Annotated in this window: 21 protein-coding genes; 12 read left to right on the forward strand and 9 right to left on the reverse strand. The window is 48.4% G+C overall.

Going from position 1 to position 20208, the window contains the following annotated elements; all coding sequences use genetic code 11:
- Nucleotides 1-95 precede the first annotated feature (95 nt).
- The 4 genes from ACYVEA_RS14420 to ACYVEA_RS14435 all read right to left on the reverse strand — a co-directional run bounded on the left by ACYVEA_RS14420 (nucleotide 96) and on the right by ACYVEA_RS14435 (nucleotide 3527).
- On the reverse strand, nucleotides 96-638 hold the full coding sequence (locus tag ACYVEA_RS14420) for a 3'-5' exonuclease (RefSeq protein WP_461114153.1): 543 nt from the start codon (nucleotides 636-638) through the stop codon (nucleotides 96-98).
- 32 nt (nucleotides 639-670) lie between these two features.
- Nucleotides 671-2206, reverse strand: a complete 1536-nt coding sequence (locus ACYVEA_RS14425; protein WP_461114154.1) for a S41 family peptidase — start codon at nucleotides 2204-2206, stop codon at nucleotides 671-673.
- A 151-nt stretch (nucleotides 2207-2357) separates the two neighbouring features.
- The gene (locus tag ACYVEA_RS14430; protein ID WP_461114155.1) at nucleotides 2358-2567 is read right to left on the reverse strand and encodes a hypothetical protein; all 210 of its coding nucleotides are present in this window, start codon (nucleotides 2565-2567) and stop codon (nucleotides 2358-2360) included.
- A 48-nt stretch (nucleotides 2568-2615) separates the two neighbouring features.
- The gene (locus tag ACYVEA_RS14435) at nucleotides 2616-3527 is read right to left on the reverse strand and encodes an EamA family transporter (protein WP_461114156.1); all 912 of its coding nucleotides are present in this window, start codon (nucleotides 3525-3527) and stop codon (nucleotides 2616-2618) included.
- 218 nt (nucleotides 3528-3745) lie between these two features.
- On the opposite strand from ACYVEA_RS14435, the gene ACYVEA_RS14440 reads away from it, so the two are divergent.
- The 11 genes from ACYVEA_RS14440 to ACYVEA_RS14490 all read left to right on the forward strand — a co-directional run bounded on the left by ACYVEA_RS14440 (nucleotide 3746) and on the right by ACYVEA_RS14490 (nucleotide 14687).
- Nucleotides 3746-4288: a YceD family protein gene (locus ACYVEA_RS14440; protein WP_461114592.1), complete on the forward strand. Its 543-nt coding sequence runs from the start codon at nucleotides 3746-3748 to the stop codon at nucleotides 4286-4288.
- A gap of 120 nt (nucleotides 4289-4408) precedes the next feature.
- Complete coding sequence (rpmF, locus tag ACYVEA_RS14445) at nucleotides 4409-4603, forward strand: 50S ribosomal protein L32 (protein WP_077923042.1); 195 nt, start codon at nucleotides 4409-4411, stop codon at nucleotides 4601-4603.
- A 146-nt stretch (nucleotides 4604-4749) separates the two neighbouring features.
- On the forward strand, nucleotides 4750-5691 hold the full coding sequence (gene plsX, locus ACYVEA_RS14450) for a phosphate acyltransferase PlsX (RefSeq protein ID WP_461114157.1): 942 nt from the start codon (nucleotides 4750-4752) through the stop codon (nucleotides 5689-5691).
- 35 nt (nucleotides 5692-5726) lie between these two features.
- The gene (locus ACYVEA_RS14455; RefSeq protein WP_461114158.1) at nucleotides 5727-6710 is read left to right on the forward strand and encodes a beta-ketoacyl-ACP synthase III; all 984 of its coding nucleotides are present in this window, start codon (nucleotides 5727-5729) and stop codon (nucleotides 6708-6710) included.
- 107 nt (nucleotides 6711-6817) lie between these two features.
- On the forward strand, nucleotides 6818-7381 hold the full coding sequence (efp, locus tag ACYVEA_RS14460; protein ID WP_093829890.1) for an elongation factor P: 564 nt from the start codon (nucleotides 6818-6820) through the stop codon (nucleotides 7379-7381).
- A gap of 112 nt (nucleotides 7382-7493) precedes the next feature.
- Nucleotides 7494-7979: an acetyl-CoA carboxylase biotin carboxyl carrier protein gene (gene accB, locus ACYVEA_RS14465; RefSeq protein ID WP_461114159.1), complete on the forward strand. Its 486-nt coding sequence runs from the start codon at nucleotides 7494-7496 to the stop codon at nucleotides 7977-7979.
- An 86-nt stretch (nucleotides 7980-8065) separates the two neighbouring features.
- The gene (gene accC / locus ACYVEA_RS14470) at nucleotides 8066-9409 is read left to right on the forward strand and encodes an acetyl-CoA carboxylase biotin carboxylase subunit (RefSeq protein WP_461114160.1); all 1344 of its coding nucleotides are present in this window, start codon (nucleotides 8066-8068) and stop codon (nucleotides 9407-9409) included.
- 89 nt (nucleotides 9410-9498) lie between these two features.
- Nucleotides 9499-11139 (forward strand): sodium/sugar symporter, encoded by a 1641-nt coding sequence (locus ACYVEA_RS14475; RefSeq protein WP_461114161.1) that lies wholly within the window; start codon nucleotides 9499-9501, stop codon nucleotides 11137-11139.
- Nucleotides 11140-11144: 5 nt separating this feature from the next.
- Complete coding sequence (locus ACYVEA_RS14480; protein ID WP_461114162.1) at nucleotides 11145-12236, forward strand: serine hydrolase domain-containing protein; 1092 nt, start codon at nucleotides 11145-11147, stop codon at nucleotides 12234-12236.
- A gap of 83 nt (nucleotides 12237-12319) precedes the next feature.
- Entirely contained in the window at nucleotides 12320-13174 is an 855-nt protein-coding gene (locus tag ACYVEA_RS14485; RefSeq protein WP_461114163.1) for an inositol oxygenase family protein, read from the forward strand.
- A 109-nt stretch (nucleotides 13175-13283) separates the two neighbouring features.
- Nucleotides 13284-14687, forward strand: coding sequence for a high affinity choline transporter 1 (locus ACYVEA_RS14490; protein ID WP_461114164.1), 1404 nt, complete (start codon nucleotides 13284-13286; stop codon nucleotides 14685-14687).
- Here the strand turns inward: ACYVEA_RS14490 and ACYVEA_RS14495 are convergent.
- The 5 genes from ACYVEA_RS14495 to ACYVEA_RS14515 form a co-directional block, all read right to left on the reverse strand.
- A complete protein-coding gene (locus ACYVEA_RS14495) occupies nucleotides 14656-15102 on the reverse strand; it encodes a DinB family protein (protein WP_461114165.1) in 447 nt (148 codons plus the stop codon). The genes ACYVEA_RS14490 and ACYVEA_RS14495 overlap by 32 nt on opposite strands.
- A 13-nt stretch (nucleotides 15103-15115) precedes the next feature.
- A complete protein-coding gene (locus ACYVEA_RS14500) occupies nucleotides 15116-15568 on the reverse strand; it encodes an NUDIX hydrolase (RefSeq protein ID WP_461114166.1) in 453 nt (150 codons plus the stop codon).
- Nucleotides 15569-15665: 97 nt separating this feature from the next.
- On the reverse strand, nucleotides 15666-16172 hold the full coding sequence (locus ACYVEA_RS14505) for a Dps family protein (RefSeq protein WP_461114167.1): 507 nt from the start codon (nucleotides 16170-16172) through the stop codon (nucleotides 15666-15668).
- 75 nt (nucleotides 16173-16247) lie between these two features.
- Nucleotides 16248-17444, reverse strand: coding sequence for an L-2-hydroxyglutarate oxidase (lhgO, locus tag ACYVEA_RS14510; RefSeq protein ID WP_461114168.1), 1197 nt, complete (start codon nucleotides 17442-17444; stop codon nucleotides 16248-16250).
- A gap of 226 nt (nucleotides 17445-17670) precedes the next feature.
- Nucleotides 17671-18930: an anthranilate phosphoribosyltransferase gene (locus tag ACYVEA_RS14515; RefSeq protein ID WP_461114169.1), complete on the reverse strand. Its 1260-nt coding sequence runs from the start codon at nucleotides 18928-18930 to the stop codon at nucleotides 17671-17673.
- 255 nt (nucleotides 18931-19185) lie between these two features.
- Between ACYVEA_RS14515 and ACYVEA_RS14520 the strand changes: the two genes are divergently transcribed.
- Complete coding sequence (locus ACYVEA_RS14520; protein ID WP_461114170.1) at nucleotides 19186-20190, forward strand: hypothetical protein; 1005 nt, start codon at nucleotides 19186-19188, stop codon at nucleotides 20188-20190.
- Nucleotides 20191-20208: the final 18 nt, after the last annotated feature.

The following is a 20208-nucleotide window of genomic DNA, read 5'->3' on the forward strand; positions in this document are numbered from 1 at the left end:
GCTTCTTGCTGTGTTAGGCTTGATGAAACTATAGGTGCACAGCAACAGACTACCAAGCCAAAGAACTTTTGGGTAGATGGCACGGGACAATTAAATTAGTGGGTCTGTTTATTCTGGGGAGTGATGTGCGGGATAAGCCCCTGTGAATCATGACGCAGTAACATCTCGAACAGCAGAACCGTAGCCGCTGCATCACCCTGGGCACGGTGACGCCCATTGAGGGGAATCCCAAGTGAACGACAGAGTTTCCCTAAGCTGTAGGAGGGGTGACCCGGTATCAATTTGCGACTCGTCCGGACGGTGCAAAGCGTCCGTCGGAAATAGTCGTGGCCCAGCCAGTTTAGTTCTTTCTGAATAAAATTGAAGTCGAACCCAACGTTGTGAGCGACAAAAATGGCGTCCTGCGTAATGTTTATTACGTCGGCTGCTACGTCGGCAAACGTGGGCGCGTCCTGAACCATCTCATCGGAAATGCCGGTCAGATGGCGGATAAAGGGTGGAATTGGACAACCGGGGTTCAGCAGTGAGTGGAACGAGTCGACAACCTGCTGTCCGTCGTGGCGGAAGATTGCAATTTCAGTAAGTCGGGTAGGGCCTTTTACGCCCCCTGTAGTTTCAACGTCAACGATACAGTACACAAAATATCAGTTATCAGACCAGTAAACAGCGATCAGTTAGTAATGAGTTCACTGTTATTGGGTTGGCGAGCTGGGCTATACACCTGCAAGGGCCGTGTTTGCATCGGTTGACGGGCAACGACTCCCTGACGAATTAGCCGGAGAGTGTAATCCAGTACGTAGTCGCGGTTGGTCATTAAATCGTCATAACTGCGTGTAACCGTAAAATCTGGCTCAACCGTAAATCCATTCGCCCGATCGGCTACAACGGCGTGGGTGAGCTTCTTTAAAGGTATACGTACCTGAAGTTTTGAGTTAGGCAAGGTGACGGTTTTAAAATGACCCGCGAAGTCGCCCCAGTACGCGCTGCCACTAGCTTCACCGACGAAGGTGCCCATGCCCGCATCGAGCGTTTTAGCCAGTACGGATGTTGTGGCCGAAAAAGACGCGCCATTCAGCATGAAATACAAATTCCCTTTAAAGGCATCTTTACGGCGAGGGCGATAGCGTCGGTTAGCAGAACGGCTTGAAAATCCACCAGCGCCATCTGATTTGTATTGTAAGCTGAAATTCAGGGCCGCTATTGGATTCCAGCGGGTTACGAGTTCGGATCGAGCGGCTCGTTTCATCTCTTCATGCTCCATGATCTTAAACGGTTTTGGCATCCAGTAACGTAGCAGCCGGGCAGAGTTCAACACAATGCCGCCCCCATTTCCCTGCATATCCACCACCAGATTTTGGACATTCTCATCGCGTAACTGTCTAAAGGCCCGTTTCAACCGACGATTAAAAGCCCACTGAAAGGGGTCTTTTTTCTTCAGTCCCATAAACGATGAAACACGTAGCACGGCTGTATGGGTGAGCGTATCGACCATCCGTACGGATAGATTAGGTTGCTGACCGATCTCAACGCCATATCGACGCCGTATTCTTTCCCGAAAGCCAGTTAGCGTTGGACATTTTAAGCGGGTACTATGAACGAGTGTGTCGCCCACGAGCCGATAGGTAATGTTGATCGAATCGACCGACCCGTACCAGGCTGCATAATAGTCGGCAAACTGTACCAGACTCCACTGCTGACGACCGGTTACATTATCGCCATCCGAACCGGAATGGTCAGCGTTCATTAATTCCTGGTGCAGATTGGCAATGGTACGGCCATTAATTGTAAGCAATTCTGTACCGCGCTGGAGACTCGTATCGGCCGACACATTGTGGCTAATAAAATACTGGGAGCCTACAGGACGAATATAAAATGGTATAAATCGGGTATGCTTACCGATGTAGTTTTTACGATGATTCAGGTTTGTATGCCCGTCTTTCAAGGCAGCCACAAGCGGGCTTACGTGATGATAGAACGTCAGGTAATCCATGGGGGCCGTCAGCCGATTATACAGCGAATCATACAGTTGCTCCATCCGGGGCTGGGGCGTATAAAAGCCCATGCCAGGATGGAGCAAATCAAGCTTTCGCTTCAAATAACTTAAGTCGGTGCGAGCCTGAGCTGGAGTAATGGTTTGAGCAGGAGCAACTAAGCCGCTTAGCGCGATCAACAAGCTCCCAAAAAGCAGAGTTTGACCAATCTTCATCGTTACACGTTACGGTGTTAACCAGCTCTAGGGACTGGTTAGTATTCGTTCGTGAAGATAAGATTTGGCGTAACTATAATCAATTAAAATTGTTTTAAACTTTATTAAAATTTTGTCTGACGTAGGTTTGCCAAAGAAGGTGAATGTGTATCTAACTGTCTTTCCGGTGCGGAATTACCGTCCAATGCTTCACTCCCGGCATATTATCGGCAATAATATCACTGGCGACAGTCTCTAAATTTTCTTCATTGGTGGTGAAAAACAGGCTTTTAGGGTGATCTCCATCCTGCGTAGTGCGCACTTCATAATATTCATTGTGGTGCTCAATCGCGTTTTTGTCAACAAGGTGGTACGTTGCCATAATAGTTTAATTGGTTAGGTAACGATAACCCAATTTTTGGCCAGATAGTTACCCAAGGATTGTAATCAATACTGCTCCAATAACCATAACACTGGCGCCGATGAGTTTCCTGCCAATATCCTGCTCTTTAAAAAACTGATAGCCAAAAAGAACACTTATCAGGGCCGACGTTTGAAACAAGGCCAAGGCATAGCCAACAGGCATTCTGGCCAGGGCAACATTACTGGCCAACTGGGTTATGCCAACAGCCAGGCACAGCGCTACGTAGGTAAGTTTATGATTGAGCAAAATGTCTATCTGGTGCCGCCATTGGCTACGTAGTGTTACTAATACCCAGATCAACGTGAGCAGAAAACCCAATAAGCACCAGTAGAAGAACGCCGTGGCCGGGCTCGATACCAGAATGGCTTTTTTCAGAAATACGCCATCGATAGCCGAAAATACCAGGGCTGCTAACCGTAGTTTGACTTCGGGCCGTTGAAACAGGCTGGTTCCAACTGACCGCCAGGAAAAATCCCTACGCTGCCCATTATGACCAAGGACAATATAACTGCCAATGATAATCAGAAAAACACCGGCAAGTCCCCACCAACCCGGAATTTCGTTCAAAAGAAAAATGCTGACCACCATACCTACCACCGCTTTGTAGGCGTTGATGGGTCCCAATACAGATAAATCTCCGATGTGCAGCGCCTTTACCAGAAAGACATTGCCGAACATGGCCAGTATGCTGGTTAGCAGGCTGCTTTGCCAGAATAGGGGAGACAGGCCCGTAAATTGAAGGTGTGCTGGGAAGGCTAAACAGAACAAGGTTAGAAGTCCATAGGTCGCTGAAATAACAAATAATGGATCGGCGGTGCGCTGCGTCAGTTTTTTCTGGAACACGTTGGCCAGCGGATTCGCCACAATACGGACTAGTACGGTAATGGTAGTGAGGGTAATACCAGTGAATAGGAGCATCGTCTCAGGTCAATTGCCACAATATAAATGTAGTAATGTATATCCTCTCATCGAGCTTGCACTTTTTTGCTGATTGTCAGGGAATTTAAATAGTAGGGTAGTTGAGTTGTTAAATCAGTTGTTAATTGATCCGGTCAACTAAATTTTCGTTTAGTACTTTCCTGATTAACAAACGTTTCGTACCTTTGCGGTCTTATTTTTTGAGAGGAGGTGCAAAGGTGAACGTACTACGCGCATACGACATCAACATTGTTGGTCTGGAGAAAAAACGATACGAATACGATTTTACGTCGGACGATTCGTTTTTTGCTGCGATGGAACAGGAGTTAATCAAGAAAGGCAATATCCAGACGCATGTGCTACTGGACAAGTCTGAAACGATGATTCGCCTTGATTTTCATATCGTTGGCACCGTTGAGCAGGTATGCGATCGGAGCCTCGATGAATATGATGAGCCTGTAGATACGCAACAGACGATGTTGCTGAAATTCGGCGACCATAATGAGGAGTTAAGTGACGAAATTGAACTTATCGAACGCAATACGTCGACTATCAACGTAGCGCGCTATATCTTCGAGTTCGTCAGTCTGTCTCTCCCAATGAAACGCCTTCACCCTCGGTTTCGAGATGAAGAGGATCTGGACGATGAACAGGACAGTAAGTTAATTTACCAATCTAGCTCGGAAGCAGCTAACGATAGTGACGATCAGTCGGATATTGACCCACGCTGGGAGGCACTACGTAAATTGAGCGACAACTAATTGCAGTTGTAGAGTTATTAGGTTGTAAAACGGCTCGCCGTAGCGGTCACTCGTGGCTAAAGAACAACCTGCAACTCGAAAACTATACGACTATATAACTTTATAACTATAGACTGAATCATGGCACATCCCAAACGACGCCACTCCAGCACCCGGCGCGATAAGCGCAGAACGCATTACAAGGCTACGGCTGTAACTCTCTCGACGGATGCCCAAACGGGTGAAGTACACGAGCGTCACCACGCCCACGTTTTTGAAGGAAATCTGTTCTACAAAGGACAAATGATTATTGAGAATTACGCCAAAACGGCTTAAAGCTTGCTGATTTCTGAAGAGTATTTCGCTGATGTCTTTCTCAAGATGAACGCGAAATACTTTTTTATTGCATGTCACCTCCCTATTTTTACGCGTATTTATTTTTGAAGCCAGCTTAACTGGGAGGTATTGAACAAACAGAGTCAATGAAAATTGCAGTGGACGCAATGGGTGGCGATTTCGCTCCCGACGCAATTGTGGAAGGAGTTGTGATGGCCGCTGCTGAATTGCCGGAAAATGTAGCTATTGTGCTGATTGGCAAGCAGTCTGTCATCCAGGAACTAACCCAAAAACACGATATCCACGCAGTTGCCAATATTGAATTGGTTCATGCTGACGACGTTATCGAAATGGATGAGCACCCAACCAAGGCGCTCTCCCAGAAGCCCAATTCCAGTATCGGGGTTGGGTTTAAACTTTTAAAAGAAGGTCAGGTTCAGGCATTTTGTAGTGCAGGGAACACAGGAGCCATGCACGTAGGGGCCTTATTTAGCATTAAAGCAATTGCTGGTGTTTTGCGCCCGTGCATCGCTGGCCTAGTGCCTCAGATCACGGGAGGCTACGCTGTGATGCTCGATATTGGCGCAAACGCCGATTGTAAGCCCGAAGTGTTGGCTCAGTTTGGTGAAATCGGGTCTGTTTATGCTCAATATACATTTGGTATAAGACAGCCGCGCGTAGCCCTCATGAACATCGGTACCGAAGATCAGAAAGGATCGCTGGTTGCTCAGGCTGCGCACCAACTGCTGAAAGAAAGCACTAAGATCAACTTTATTGGTAATATTGAAGGCGGTGATCTTTTTACGGGAGCAACTGATGTTATTGTGACAGACGGCTTCACGGGTAATACGATGTTTAAACTAGGAGAGTCGTTTTATTCGGTAGCCAAACAAAGAGGCATCAGTGACGACTTTCTAGACAAAACCAACTACGAGTCCATTGGAGGCAGTCCAATTTTGGGCGTCAATGGCAATGTGATTATTGCTCATGGCATTTCGTCGCCGTTGGCCATAAAAAATATGATTGGTCTGGCCATCCGGCAGGTCGAATCCGACGCATACACTAAAATTGCACAAGCCCTGGCTTAGACCAGAGACTTGTCTTCAACCCGCATTCCCAACCTATGAGTAAAGCTGCCATAACTGGAATCCATGGTTACGTTCCCGACTATGTGCTGACCAATGCCGAATTGGAGCGTATGGTGGATACAAATGATGAATGGATTACAAGCCGAACGGGTATTAAAGAACGACACATTCTGAAAGGCGAGGGTATGGGCTCTTCGCACATGGGAGCAAAAGCTGTGGCAGGTTTGCTCGAAAAAATGAATATCAAGCCCGAAGAAGTCGATCTGCTTATTTGTGCTACCACTACACCCGACTACGTATTTCCGTGCACGGCGAACCTGATCTGCGATATGGTTGGTATTCGTAACGTTGGTAGTTTCGATATTCAGGCAGCTTGTTCCGGATTCCTGTATGCACTGACCGTCGGCTCTCAGTTTATCGAAACGGGTAAATATAAAAAGGTAATTGTCGTCGGTGCTGATAAAATGTCGGCCATTGTCGATTATACTGACCGGACTACCTGTGTTCTCTTTGGGGACGGAGCCGGGGCGGTTATGCTTCAGCCTGGTGAGGAGGGCTTTGGCCTGTTGGATTCCATTATCAAGTCGGATGGGTCTGGGCAAAGTCATTTATTTCAGAAAGCGGGCGGAAGTCGCTATCCGCCTACGCACGAAACGGTAGAAAAACGCTGGCACTACGTTTATCAGGATGGACCGTCGGTATTTAAATTTGCGGTCAAAAATATGGCTGATGTATCCGCTGAAATTATGGAGCGCAACCACCTGGCTGGCAGCGATGTCGCCTGGCTTGTGCCCCATCAGGCCAACAAACGCATTATTGACGCCACGGCACACCGAATGGGCATCGATACCGACAAGGTAATGATGAACATTCACAAGTATGGCAATACCACGGCTGCCACGATTCCACTCTGCTTATTTGACTATGAATCGCGTCTGAAAAAGGGCGATAATCTGGTGTTAGCAGCGTTTGGAGGAGGCTTTACCTGGGGAGCCGCTTATGTGAAATGGGCGTATTAATTTTATATATGAGGTATGATATATGAGGTATGAATGTGCCTGCGAATTATATCATACGCCATATCGCACGGGCGACCCCGATCTTATATCATACATTATTATAAAACATGGCAACGACCGCAGATATCCGCAACGGACTGGTCTTAAACTACAACAACGACCTTTTTCAAATTACTGAATTTCAACACGTGAAGCCGGGCAAAGGCGCGGCTTTTGTGCGTACCAAGTTGAAAAGCCTGACGACCGGGCGGGTCATTGACAATACGTTCAACTCAGGTGCAACAATCTATCCGGTACGGGTCGAACGTCGAAAATTCCAATACCTTTACAAAGACGAAGCTGGTTATAACTTCATGGACCAGGAGACGTTTGATCAGATAAATCTGGGCGAGAAGATCGTAGAAGGAGCTGATCTGATGAAAGAAGGCCAGGAAGTTGAAATCCTGATTAATGCCGATAGCGATACACCGCTATCGTGTGAATTGCCGCCTTTCGTTGAACTGGAGGTGACATACGCCGAACCAGGTATTAAGGGCGATACGGCTAACAGCCCCAAAAAACGGGTTGAGGTAGAATCGGGCGCGAAAATTATGGTACCGCTCTTTATTGAGTCGGGTCAGAAAATTCGGATCGATACACGGACACACGACTACGTAGAACGCGTGAAATAAGCTTTTGAATGATGAATTATAAATGATGAGCATACCAAGATGCTTGTCATTCATAACCAGAGAGGCTAACTATTCATCATTGCAACGGCAACCCGGTCATTATTCAAAAGCTATGAGTACAAAAGACATTCAACAACTAATCGACTTCATTTCGCAATCGGGCCTGGATGAAGTTAATATTGAAACGAACGACCTGAAAATCAGCGTCAAGCGTTACGGTTCTGGCGCTCCTGTAACTCAAACGATCGCTCCGCCCCCCGCGACACCAGTAGCACAGGCACCCGCAGTTCAGCCTCAGTACGTAGCCCCAACAACCCCAGCCGCTCCGGTTACGGCACCAAAGGCCGATACGTCGAACTACGTCACCATCAAATCGCCGATGATTGGGACGTTCTACCGGTCGGCTAATCCCGAGTCACCTATGTTTGTTGAAGTCGGTGATAGTGTTACGGAGGGGAAAGTCGTCTGCATCATCGAAGCCATGAAGTTGTTCAACGAAATCGAGTCCGAAGTGTCGGGCCGTATTATAAAAATACTCGTCGAGAACGCTACGCCGGTCGAATACGATCAGCCATTGTTCCTCGTCGAACCTAACTAAAATAAAGAGCGAAAGAGTGAAAGAGCGAATGTGCTGGAAACCAGTCTTTCGCTCTTTCACTCTTTCGCTCTTTCGCTCTTTACATCATGTTCAAAAAAATATTAATCGCCAATCGGGGAGAGATCGCGCTACGTATCATTCGTACGTGCCGCGAGATGGGTATAAAAACGGTAGCTGTTTACTCAACAGCTGACCGTGACAGTCTGCACGTGCGCTTTGCCGATGAAGCCGTCTGTATTGGGCCGCCAACCAGCAAGTTATCGTACTTAAGCATTCCCAATATTATCTCGGCGGCCGAAGTAACCGGCGCTGATGCCATTCATCCTGGTTACGGCTTTCTGTCCGAAAATGCTGAATTCTCGCAAATCTGCACGGATTACGGTATTAAATTCATCGGCGCTACGGCTGAGCAAATCAATGGTATGGGCGACAAAGCTACCGCAAAAGCAACTATGCGAGCCGCTGGTGTACCCGTCATTCCCGGCTCCGATGGTCTACTCGAATCGGTTGAGCAGGGTAAGAAATTGTCCGCTGGAATGGGTTATCCGGTTATTGTGAAAGCTACGGCTGGTGGCGGTGGACGTGGTATGCGTATCGTACGTTCGGAAGACGAGTTTGAGAAAGCCTGGAATGATGCCCGCACCGAAGCCGGAGCCGCTTTTGGTAACGATGGACTTTATCTGGAGAAATATGTAGAAGAGCCGCGCCACATTGAAATTCAAATTGTGGGTGACCAGTATGGTAAAGTTTGTCACCTCTCCGAGCGCGATTGCTCGATTCAGCGCCGTCACCAGAAGTTGGTAGAAGAAACGCCATCGCCGATTGTATCGTCCGAACTTCGGGAGAAAATGGGTGAGGCAGCCATCAAAGGGGCACAGGCTATTGGCTACGAAGGCGCAGGAACCGTTGAGTTTCTAGTCGACAAACACGGGGATTTCTATTTCATGGAAATGAATACCCGGATTCAGGTTGAACACCCAATCACGGAAGAAGTGACTGATTTTGACCTGATTAAAGAGCAAATTAAAGTGGCCGCTGGCGCTGAAATTTCGGGTCGGAATTATACGCCGAAACTATACGCCATGGAATGCCGAATCAATGCCGAAGATCCAGCACACGGTTTCCGTCCATCGCCCGGTAAAATCACGAACCTACACTTTCCGGGTGGGCACGGTGTTCGCATCGATAGTCACGTATATAGCGGCTACACAATTCCGCCGAACTATGACTCGATGATTGCTAAACTGATCGTTTCGGGCCAATCGCGGGATGAAGTCATCACCCGAATGAAGCGGGCGTTGCAGGAGTTCGTTATTGAAGGCATAAAAACGACGATACCTTTCCATATTAAACTTATGGATGACCCTAAGTTTCGCTCTGGTCAGTTCACGACGTCGTTCCTGGAAACGTTCGATTTTAGTAATTTGTAACGTAGCGCGGACTGGCTTCGCTACGTTATCTGGTATAAAAAACGGATGTCCTGCTTTATAGTCAGGACATCCGTTTTTTTATTGCCTACATGAATCACCTCGCTACGGCCGATTACATCGTTTTCTTCGTTTATTTTATCATTGTTGTTGGGTATGGTTACTGGGTTTATCAGCGCAAGCGCCAGGCCCAGATGAATACAACCGATTTTTTTCTGGCTGAAGGCTCACTGACCTGGTGGGCGATCGGCGCTTCATTGATTGCCTCCAATATATCGGCAGAGCACTTTATTGGCATGGCGGGTTCGGGCTTTGCAATGGGACTGGCCATCTCGTCATACGAATGGTTTGCAGCCGCAACGCTCATCATTGTCGCCGTATTTTTCATTCCGATCTATCTTCGAAATCACATCTATACCATGCCTCAGTTTCTGGCGCAGCGGTACAGCGACACGGTCAGTACTATATTAGCGGTGTTCTGGCTAGTGGTGTATGTGTTGGTCAATCTTACGTCTATTCTTTATTTGGGCGCCATTGCTATTGAGTCACTAGCCGGAATTTCATTCACTACGTGTACGATTGGCCTGGCGCTGTTCGCCATTTTTATTACGCTTGGCGGGATGAAAGTGATTGGCTATACCGATGTTATTCAGGTGGTTGTGCTAATCTTTGGTGGTCTGGTAGTTACGTATTTAGCTTTGCAACTGGTTTCGCAGGAAACGAATGGTACGGCAAGCGTATGGAACGGGCTGGTAACCCTGAAGTCTAAGGCCGACAGTCATTTTCATATGTTTCTGCCCAAAGGACATCCGCAGTATGAAGTCCTGCCGGGCATGGCGCTGGTGACGGGTGGCATGTGGATCAATAATCTCTCGTACTGGGGTTGTAATCAATACATTGTGCAACGCGCGCTAGGGGCTGATTTGAAGACCGCCCGTAGTGGCATTCTGTTTGCTGCGTTTTTGAAACTGTTTATTCCGGTGATTGTGGTCATTCCGGGCATTGCGGCTTTTGTACTATATCAACATGGTCCGTTTCGTGAAGCCATGACCGATGCATCGGGCGTTGTAAAGCCCGATCATGCCTATCCCGTGCTCATGAACCTGTTGCCGGTGGGCATGAAAGGGTTGGCCTTTGCCGCCCTGACAGCCGCCGTAGTAGCCTCGCTGGCCGGGAAATGCAACTCGATTTCGACGATTTTTACACTTGATTTATACAAGAAATACGTCGATAAATCGGCGTCGGAGCAAAAGCTGGTTAATGTGGGACGATGGGCTATCGTCGTGTCATTTGGCATCGCGATTCTGTTGGCGCCCATGCTTCGCTCGCTCGATCAGGTCTATCAGTACATTCAGGAGTACACTAATTTCATTACGCCTGGCGTATTTGCCATTTTCCTACTGGGTTTTTTCTGGAAACGAGCCACAAACCGGGCGGCCATGACGGTTGCAATCTTAACGATCCCCTTCTCGACGTTGCTCAAATTCTGGCCTGAATTAATGGACCTTATTGGTGTACAGGCGGATTCTATTCCATTTCTGCATCGAGCAACGATCGTTTTCTGTATCGATGTTGTCCTGATGATACTTGTGTCCCTCACCGATCCAGCGGGTTATGCAACCGGAAAAACCATTGACGTTGACCAGCGCATGTTTCGAGTAACGCCCTCCTTCGTAATCGGGTCGGTGGGTATTTTCGGTATATTGGCCGTCCTGTATACCAAATTCTGGTGACCCCAATGCTGAAAATGTTGATGGCGGGCTTAGTACTAATGTCGACATCGGCAATGGCGCAGCTACGTGAACGACTTGATTCCCTCATGCGGGCTACAACTCAGGCTAATCAGCCCGGTGCGGCTTTACTGATTGAACTGAATGGCAAACCTATTTACGAAAAAGGCTACGGGTTAGCCAACGTCAAGACGAAAACACCCATTACGCCCGAAACCAATTTTCGGATGGCGTCCGTCTCGAAGCAGTTTACGGCGATGGGCATTTTGTTGTTAGAGAAAGATCGCAAGTTGTCGCTTGATGATCCCCTTATCAAATTCTTTCCTGAGTTTACGGGGAATGTTGCCCGAAAAGTGCAGATTCGTAGCCTGTTGACCCACTCATCAGGGATTCTGGATTATGAGTCGGTGATGAAGCCTAACCAGCGCAAACAACTCTTGGACGCCGACGTACTGATGCTCCTAAAAGATCGGGATTCCCTTTACTTCGAGCCGGGGAGTAAATTTCAGTACAGCAATTCAGGTTATTGTCTGCTGGCATTACTTATCGAGCGTGTATCGGGGCAGTCGTTTGCTTCGTTTATCAAGCAACGAATTTTTCAACCGTTACACATGACGCAATCCATTGTGTATGAGTCCACGAAACCTGTTCTTAACCGGGCAATGGGTTATGCGAAAAACAAAGTAGGTACGTTCATTCTTTCAGATCAAAGCGTAACGAGCGCGACTAAAGGAGATGGTGGTGTTTATACCTCGCTAACCGACTACCAGAAGTGGAGCCAGGCGCTGCAAAACGGTGCGCTACTGGATTTAAAGGCGGCATTGGCGCGAACGAGTCAGGCGATAGACGCAACGTCGGGCAGTAGGTACGGCGGAGGCTGGTTTTTTCGTCGGCCAGCCAATCCCGTTTTATTCCACTCGGGTAGTACATGCGGTTTCAATAACTACGTGATTATGATCCCCGAAAAACGGTTTCTGATGGCGTATTTTTCAAATCGGGCTGACAACAAAGCCAATGCTGCAGCTATGTTGAAAATCCTGGCCGATTCCGGGCAAACGGAGGTCGACGATATACTGGTTTTGGATGACCTAACCCGTTAATAAATTACAAACCAACATTCGATCTATCTTACTGGTTAACAGCAATAAATTTGTAGATTTGTCCTTTAAATTTTCATTTGGAAATGATTAGCGAAACCGCCCCTCTTGCCAGCCTCGATCAGTGGGAAGACGACCTACTGCTCCGCTACCCAGAGCCTGAACATAAGGCGAAGGAAGATTACCGGAACTACGATACGCCGGAGCGTGATACCGTCCGGGAGTTTTACCGACTTAATCATACGTATCAGACTTACGACTTCGTTCGGGAGAAAGAGCGCGAGTTTTTGGCCTTCAATAAAAAGGAATTGCCTGTTTGGGGGGCGATGGAGTTTTTGAATACACTTGTCGATGATTCCGACCCAGATACGGACCTCGATCAACTGCAACATCTGCTGCAAACGGCCGAAGCCATCCGTGCCGACGGTCATCCTGATTGGTTCGTTCTGACCGGCTTTCTGCACGATATGGGTAAAGTACTGTGCTTGTTCGGTGAGCCACAGTGGGCGGTTGTGGGTGATACGTTCCCCGTAGGCTGCCAGCATTCCGACAAGATTGTTTATCCTGAATATTTTGTGAATAACCCCGATAGTTACGACGAGCGATATAACACGAAATACGGCGTTTATGAGCCGAATTGTGGCCTGCGTAACGTGCATATGTCGTGGGGGCACGATGAATATTTGTATCAAATCATGAAAGATTACATGCCCGAACCGGCTCTATACATGATGCGGTACCACTCATTCTACTCGCAACACCGCGAGGGCGCTTATGATCACCTTTTGGACGATCATGATCGCGAGATGTTTAAGTGGGTCAACAAATTCAATCCCTACGATTTGTACTCCAAGAGCCCCAAGCCGCCAGTTGTCAGCGAATTGAAACCGTATTATGAGGATTTGATCGCCAAATATTTGCCCGCTACGCTCAAATTGTAGTTGCTTTAAACACAGAGAAAACAGAGACCGGCACGGAGTATACAGAGGATTCGCAAAATTCTGTGTATTCCGTGCCGGTCTCTGTTTTCTCTGTGTTTATATTCGCCTTATGCTCCTCTTTTTCATTGGCCTTTATCTTCTTTCCAACGTAGCCGTTGGTGCCTGGGCAGCCCGGCGTGTCACAACATCGCAGGATTTTGTGCTGGCCGGTCGGCGATTGCCGTTGATGCTGGCGGCCTCGGTTACGTTTGCCACCTGGTTCGGCTCCGAAACGATTATGGGTGCGCCGGCAATGTTCGTGGAAGGGGGCTTTCTGGCCGTCATTGAAGAGCCTTTTGGGTCGGCACTGTGTCTGTTTCTGGTGGGCGCCTTTTTTGCCCGGCCTCTTTATCGGCTGAACATCACTACGTTCTCTGATTATTTTCGGATTCGATTCGGACGATCAGCGGAGCTACTGTCGGCGCTTATGGTCATCCCGTCGTATTTCAGTTGGATTGCTGCTCAACTGGTCGCCATTGGCATCGTATTGAGCGTCGTAACAGACGTTCCTCGTGAGTACTGCATCATTGCCAGTGCGGCTGTCGTGATGGCGTATACGCTGTTAGGTGGCATGTGGTCTATCTCGGTGACTGATTTTTTTCACAATCTCATCATTATTCTAGCGTTAGCGGTATTAGGTGTTTTGCTATGGAACGACGTTGGTGGCTGGGAAGTCATTGAAAAACGAACACCAGCGGGCTTTTTTCGATTCTTGCCCCAATCGACTGCTAAAGATTGGCTGGCCTACGTAGCGGCCTGGATCACGATTGGTCTGGGATCAATTCCGCAGCAGGACGTTTTTCAGCGGGTGATGGCTGCTAAAACAGAAAATACATCAGTACGCGCATCGTATCTGGCGTCGAGCATGTATCTAACGATAGCGATGCTCCCATTGTTCATCGCCTTAAGCGCCAAGATACTTCATCCCGATTTGCCTAAAGATAACCAGCTCATTATCCCCAATATGGTGATGCGACATGGGAGTTTACCCTTGCAGGTGTTGTTCTTTGGCGCTGTTACGTCGGCCATTTTGAGCGTATCCAGTGGAGCGATCCTGGCCCCTTCAACGGTCTTTGGTGAAAACGTTGTCAAGTTCTTCCGGCCTGACATTAGCGACGAAGGCCTGTTAAAAACCATCCGCTGGACGGTTGTAGTCATCACGGTTATCTGCGTATTGATGAGCACGACCCGCGACACGAATATTTTCGATCTTGTGGGGGAGTCATCGGCCTTTAGTCTGGTATCACTGTTCGTACCGCTGGCGGCTGGCATCTACTGGAAGCGCGCTAACTTAACGGGCTGCCTTTATTCGATGGTGATTGGTTTTGTTGTATGGTTATTCTGTTTATGGCAGGAAACTGACTATTCGCCGATGCTTTGGGGACTGCTGGCCAGTACGTTGGGAATGATAGTGGGTAGCCTGTTGAGCAAACCTACGACGGTTATAAGTCCACTAATCTCCGATGGTAATTGATTTGGCCGAGGTGATACGTTAGGTGCGTTGCCAGATGCACTAAAAGGTATTCCGTCGATGTCATTTCGTTAAAAACTAGCATCGGGTATTCCTGTTGAAGCTGCTCATCCGATACGTTGTCAAGCGCCCTATCAACAACGGTGATCGTTTCGTCAATCTTCTGCAGCAGTTCCGCTTTGGGAATATCCTTCAATGAAAATTCCAGTTCCCGCTGACGTATATAAACCGTTTTGCCAAGTTCGGCGCCAATGTAGGTGTTCAGATTCCCAATGAGGTGCAAACATAGATTTCCGGCCGAATTGGCAATGCCTTTCTCAATATGCCAGATTTTCTGCTCGTCTTTATAAGCGTCAATTTCCTGCCTAAGCCGGTTGAGATCCCGGCGGAAAAGTAATTTTAGGGTTTCTACAAGCATAATAGTTAGGAAGCTACCCAAAATATTGCTGCTCAATCCGTCCGATATAGCCGAGATACGTAGCACTATTGAACCACGGCTGGATTTTGGCACCAATATTCGGATATAAATTTAGTTTGTTCAGGGTAGAAACAGGGATCCAGGCTAAATTGAGGGCTGTCGTTTCGGCGGGATTTAAATTGGGTTCGCCCTGGAGGTTGCGGGCGGCAAACACAATATGAAGTACATCGTCGTTACGTTGCGACAGAAGCATTTCGCCCGCCAGGATCATCTCGCCAACGTCAACCGATACGCCTAATTCTTCCTGGATTTCGCGGATGATCGTTTGGGGTAATGTTTCATCCCGATCGGGGTTGCCGCCGGGTAACGCAAAAACATCCTGTCCGCCATAATTGTAGCGCATGAGCAGAACTTCAGTTTGGTTGGCCTGTTGGCGCCAGATAAGGGCAGACGGACGGACTTTCATGCTGGCAACTTATAAAAGAGCGGTCGCCTTTCCCAATTTTTTGTTGGAAAAGACGACCGCTCTTTTCGTTTTCTCTTGCTGACGCAGGAGAAAAGCATTAATTCAAATCGCGCGTGGTTTCAAACAGGAACCAGGTACGTCGTTCGGTCTCATCGATATAAACTTCAAGCAGACTGGCTGATGCTACGTCCTCTACATCGTCGCAGATCTGGTGCGCGTCGCGCATATTTTTGGCCATCTTTTTATTTTCGGCCAGCAAATCTTTCAGCATATCGGGTGCTGACACGAAATCTTCGTCATTGTCTTTCACGCGTTGCAATTGCGCAATGTGAGCCACTGACCGAATTGTGTTCGCTCCGATTTTTCGAACGCGTTCGGCGAGTGGATCAATGGTGGCAAAAATCTGATCGGCATGTTCATCCAGCAACAGGTGATAGTCGCGGAAATGCCGACCGGACATATGCCAGTGGTAATTTTTGGTTTTGATGTATAAGGCGAACGAATCAGCAACGAGTCGATTCAAGGCCTCGGCTACTTTCTCTCGGCCTTTTTCCTCAAGGTCGGAAGGTGTGTCTAATGGCTTAACTTTATTAATAGCAGTCATGAGTAATGCGGGTTTGTTCGTAGAAAACTTACTTCTCAAAACCTCATTTACCCGCTATTGTTTGTTAAAACTGGCTTAAAACCGCGCCAACACTTTCTGCGATACCGTTTGTCCGATAGCCAGCGACGACGTAGCGGCTGGCGACGGTGCATTCACTACGTTGATGGCTTTATCGGTTTCCAGGATGGCAAAATCATCGAGCAGTCCACCGGTACGGTCGCAGGCTTGCGCTCGTACGCCCGCGCCACCGTCTTCTAAATCAGACTCCTGCACCTCTGGAATGAGTTCCTGCAACGCTTTGGTAAACGCCGACTTTGAGAATGAACGATACATTTCTCCCAAGCCCGTCTGCCAATATTTAGCCGCTACCTTCTGAAAGCCAGGCCAGGCCAGCGTTTCAAACAGTTCTTTAAGGTTAATGTCTGATTTGGTATACCCCTCACGCTGAAAGGCCAACACCGCGTTCGGGCCAGCCTCTACACCACCATGAACCATACGCGTAAAATGAACCCCCAGAAACGGGAAATTCGGATCGGGAACGGGGTAAATCAGGTTTTTGACCAGATATTGTTTTTCCGCCCGGATCTTGAAATACTCACCCCGGAACGGCACGATACGTACGTTGACTGGGTCCCGCTGTGTTAGCTGGGCGATTTTGTCGGAATATAAACCCGCGCAATTGACAACGAGCCTGGTTTCGTAGCGGTCTTTATTCGTTACGACAATGCTTAGGCTTGTACCGGGGGTTACCTGCTCAACGCGTTCGTTGAGCCTGATTTCGCCACCCAATGCCCGAAACTTTTCGGCGTATTTATCGGACACCTGCTTATAATCGATGATGCCCGTTTGCGGTACGAACATACCCGCAACGCCTTTAACGTGCGGTTCAATCTCACGCATTTCCGGCAGCGTCAGTTTCTTCAGACCGCCCAGGCCGTTGAGCTGACCGCGTTCGTATAAGGTTTCTAACTGTGGTAATTCTTCCTGTTTAGTCGCCACCACAATTTTTCCGCAGAGGTCATACGGTATGTTTTCGGCGTCGCAAAAGTCAATCAACATCTGATAGCCCCGAATGCAGTTGGTAGCTTTCAGGCTCCCCGGCTTGTAATACAAGCCGGAGTGAATAACCCCGCTGTTATGGCCGGTCTGGTGACGAGCCACTGCTGGTTCTTTTTCTATCAAAACGGCCTTTAAATCAGGTCGTTGCTGTTTCAATTGCAACGCGGTAGCCAGGCCAACGATGCCTCCGCCAATAATTACTACGTCTGTCATGCTTGTCAACGTATCTGCCAGCGAAATGCTGTCGGACACTTATCCACAAAGGTACGGCGCAATGGGCAAAAAAAACGGGTGCAACGATATCCTCGCTGCACCCTCTCCTTTAGCTATCTGTTGTTTACTGGTCTTCTATCGTTTTTTGTTTACCGCCAAAAAGATGAGGAAAACCGAGTTGAAAACAGTGAATTTGGATAAAAGGTAGATTCGACAGACAAGCGGTTTATCGCAATTGCCCTTCAATCCAATCTAGTCCACGCCCGTACAGAGCATGAGCGAATCGAATCCTGTTGTCGAAGTCAGGATCACTGGTGTGGCCATTATTCATAAACTGTCGTACGAGTCGGGCGTTGTCAGTAGCTAGTGGCTGGTCGTATACGGTTTCTGTTTCGGTGCGGAACGACGCAAACGCGGGGGCATCACCTTCAAAATGCTGGTAGAACAAGTGTCCGCGTGGGGTTCGAACCGCGCATAGAATTCCGCTCGAACGGCTGGTTGAGGGAGCCAGACTTCCTTCGAGCCCACGTTTAAGGACAATGACGGCATCAAAACCCGCCAACATGGCTAGTTCCGCCATTTTCATCTGATACGTTATGTGAAACACTGACGTGACCAAGACACGGGCATGACAGGGATTTAAGACTTTTTCGAGTGTAGCCAGAAACGGACGTTTCAGGATTACCTGTCGCCGATCAACCCACTGATTCAGGGCGGGAGAGAGCGCTTTCTGGTCAAGCACCCAACCAAATTGTCCTAAAGGCGTATCGAGTTCGTGGTTGCTCTGTAAAAACTGACAACCCAAATGCATGTATAAATCGAGTGCATTGAGCGTAAACTTTGGTCCACCCGACCGGCCGACTAACGAAATCGCGCCGTAGCCTCGTTTCTGAAAAAACTGGGCTAGCAAGGGCGTTGTGAGGTAGCTATTTTCAACTCCATCGAACGGTTCGGCGAGTTGGATTAAGGGGCGGTCGGCGCAGCTTATCGGCCCAAATCCGGGTGTAAATGTTTCTTCGGCGGAACGCATTAAGCCATGATACTCCTCATTGGTTTCATGCCGGACACGCATAATGCTGGCGGCCATACCCCGAAATGTTTCGCATTCTCCTTCCCCGAACAGGTAATTGCCAAGCTGCTGGGCTTCGGTTACCTGCAAATTCGCGCCCCGGACTAACTTAGTCGCGATAGGCAGCAGGCCAACTGGTAAATCAGGGCAAACTTTATTGATGAAAAACGTCGGATGACTGAACGCTCCTTTGCCAATTACCTCCTCCAGCGTCTTCTCTTCTGGTGTTGGACCTTTGGCCAGTAACGCCCCCAAAAAAGCCCCTCGCTGGAGCGGATGCGTCATTGGGTCCGTCAGGGCGATGCGGCATTCAGCGAGCAAATCGGGTGGGAGAGGCTTGCTCCCGTACTTGCCAATGCCAATGTGTTTGATACCTCGACCAAGGGGCGTATCGGTGGCGGGTGTGTCCAGAACCATACGAACGATTATCTAATTGAACATGGGGAGTAGGTAAAAGTAAAGAAAAAAGAATGACTTCCCTATGCCTGATTAGGCCGTAAAAGCGCTTTCTGGGGTTATTTCTTTGCTCATTTATGACGAATCAGGGTACTATCCAAAATTTCGTTCAATACCGTGATAAATTGCCGTCGTTGCATGCTTGAATCACGTATTTTTGCCGAGTTCAATAAGGCGCAATAGCTTGTAAATAAGCCTTTTGGTAACTGCACACCAATGGTACTTCGGCCGCTTGTTTCACCCCGTCTGTGGGCCTTTCTGATTCTTACCGCTCTGCTCATCTGGACAGAGGTAATGGTTACGCACACATGGGCTTTTAGCCAACACCCGGCAGTTCTGTCGGTAAGTGTACTCTTCGATTTGGTTTTTGTGACGACAGGTATTTTTTATTGGATGGTGGCTCGTCCACTTCGCCTGGCAACCAATCGGCTCATTCTGATTGCCTTGCTGATGCTACGAGTAGCCTTATTTGTTTTACCTCAAGCTTCTAGGCTACCTAACCAACTGTGGCCCTTCCTGTTGGCGCTAAGTGAGGGAGTGGTCTTGATTATTGCTGGCCTGCGTATTCGTACCATTAGGCGAACGTATCGACAATTACGCCCGTTAACGGGTGCCGAAACTGCGTTGCGAGGTAGTTTTGCTGCCGTTTTTGGCGAGAAAGTGACCGGAATTATTGTTGGCGAAGGACTAACGCTTTACTACGTTCTGCTGGGCTGGAGGCTTCAATCGGATGTACCAGCCGGTGGGAACCCGTTAACAACCCACCGCGAGTCGGGACAAGTTGCGCTGACGATAGGATTGGTGCTGGTGGGTATAATTGAGGCCGTAGCTGTGCATTTACTGCTGGCACGCTGGCATCCTACCGTAGCCTTATGGGTGACAATGCTCAGTGCCTACGGCATGCTCTTTTTTGTGGCCGACATCATCGCGACCCTCAAACGCCTATCCTATCTGACGTCCGATCACCTGTATTTACGGCTGGGCGTGCGCTGGCAGAGTCAGATTCCACGTTCCGTAATTGCTGATGCTACGTTCATTCACGAGAAACCGACCCGGCAATCCGACCGGCTCAATGGCGCCTTCCTGACGACTCCGAACGTACTGCTAATATTTGCTAAGCCAGTTGAGATTAGCGGTCCTTACGGTTTGAAAAAGAAGGTTCGGCAGGTTTCTTTTTTTGTCGATGACCGGGCCGCTTTTGTGCAGATGCTGGAGGGTTAACACTGAAATCACTACGTT

Source organism: Spirosoma jeollabukense, assembly GCF_054777855.1.

Bases quoted from the DNA above. Each gene is read 5' to 3' on its own strand.
- ACYVEA_RS14425 (WP_461114154.1), bottom strand. From the start codon at position 2,206: ATGAAGATTGGTCAAACTCTGCTTTTTGGGAGCTTGTTGATCGCGCTA.
- ACYVEA_RS14430 (WP_461114155.1), bottom strand. From the start codon at position 2,567: ATGGCAACGTACCACCTTGTTGACAAAAACGCGATTGAGCACCACAAT.
- ACYVEA_RS14435 (WP_461114156.1), bottom strand. From the start codon at position 3,527: ATGCTCCTATTCACTGGTATTACCCTCACTACCATTACCGTACTAGTC.
- rpmF (WP_077923042.1), top strand. From the start codon at position 4,409: ATGGCACATCCCAAACGACGCCACTCCAGCACCCGGCGCGATAAGCGC.
- plsX (WP_461114157.1), top strand. From the start codon at position 4,750: ATGAAAATTGCAGTGGACGCAATGGGTGGCGATTTCGCTCCCGACGCA.
- ACYVEA_RS14455 (WP_461114158.1), top strand. From the start codon at position 5,727: ATGAGTAAAGCTGCCATAACTGGAATCCATGGTTACGTTCCCGACTAT.
- efp (WP_093829890.1), top strand. From the start codon at position 6,818: ATGGCAACGACCGCAGATATCCGCAACGGACTGGTCTTAAACTACAAC.
- accB (WP_461114159.1), top strand. From the start codon at position 7,494: ATGAGTACAAAAGACATTCAACAACTAATCGACTTCATTTCGCAATCG.
- accC (WP_461114160.1), top strand. From the start codon at position 8,066: ATGTTCAAAAAAATATTAATCGCCAATCGGGGAGAGATCGCGCTACGT.
- ACYVEA_RS14475 (WP_461114161.1), top strand. From the start codon at position 9,499: ATGAATCACCTCGCTACGGCCGATTACATCGTTTTCTTCGTTTATTTT.
- ACYVEA_RS14480 (WP_461114162.1), top strand. From the start codon at position 11,145: ATGCTGAAAATGTTGATGGCGGGCTTAGTACTAATGTCGACATCGGCA.
- ACYVEA_RS14485 (WP_461114163.1), top strand. From the start codon at position 12,320: ATGATTAGCGAAACCGCCCCTCTTGCCAGCCTCGATCAGTGGGAAGAC.
- ACYVEA_RS14490 (WP_461114164.1), top strand. From the start codon at position 13,284: ATGCTCCTCTTTTTCATTGGCCTTTATCTTCTTTCCAACGTAGCCGTT.
- ACYVEA_RS14495 (WP_461114165.1), bottom strand. From the start codon at position 15,102: ATGCTTGTAGAAACCCTAAAATTACTTTTCCGCCGGGATCTCAACCGG.
- ACYVEA_RS14500 (WP_461114166.1), bottom strand. From the start codon at position 15,568: ATGAAAGTCCGTCCGTCTGCCCTTATCTGGCGCCAACAGGCCAACCAA.
- ACYVEA_RS14505 (WP_461114167.1), bottom strand. From the start codon at position 16,172: ATGACTGCTATTAATAAAGTTAAGCCATTAGACACACCTTCCGACCTT.
- lhgO (WP_461114168.1), bottom strand. From the start codon at position 17,444: ATGACAGACGTAGTAATTATTGGCGGAGGCATCGTTGGCCTGGCTACC.
- ACYVEA_RS14515 (WP_461114169.1), bottom strand. From the start codon at position 18,930: ATGGTTCTGGACACACCCGCCACCGATACGCCCCTTGGTCGAGGTATC.
- ACYVEA_RS14520 (WP_461114170.1), top strand. From the start codon at position 19,186: ATGGTACTTCGGCCGCTTGTTTCACCCCGTCTGTGGGCCTTTCTGATT.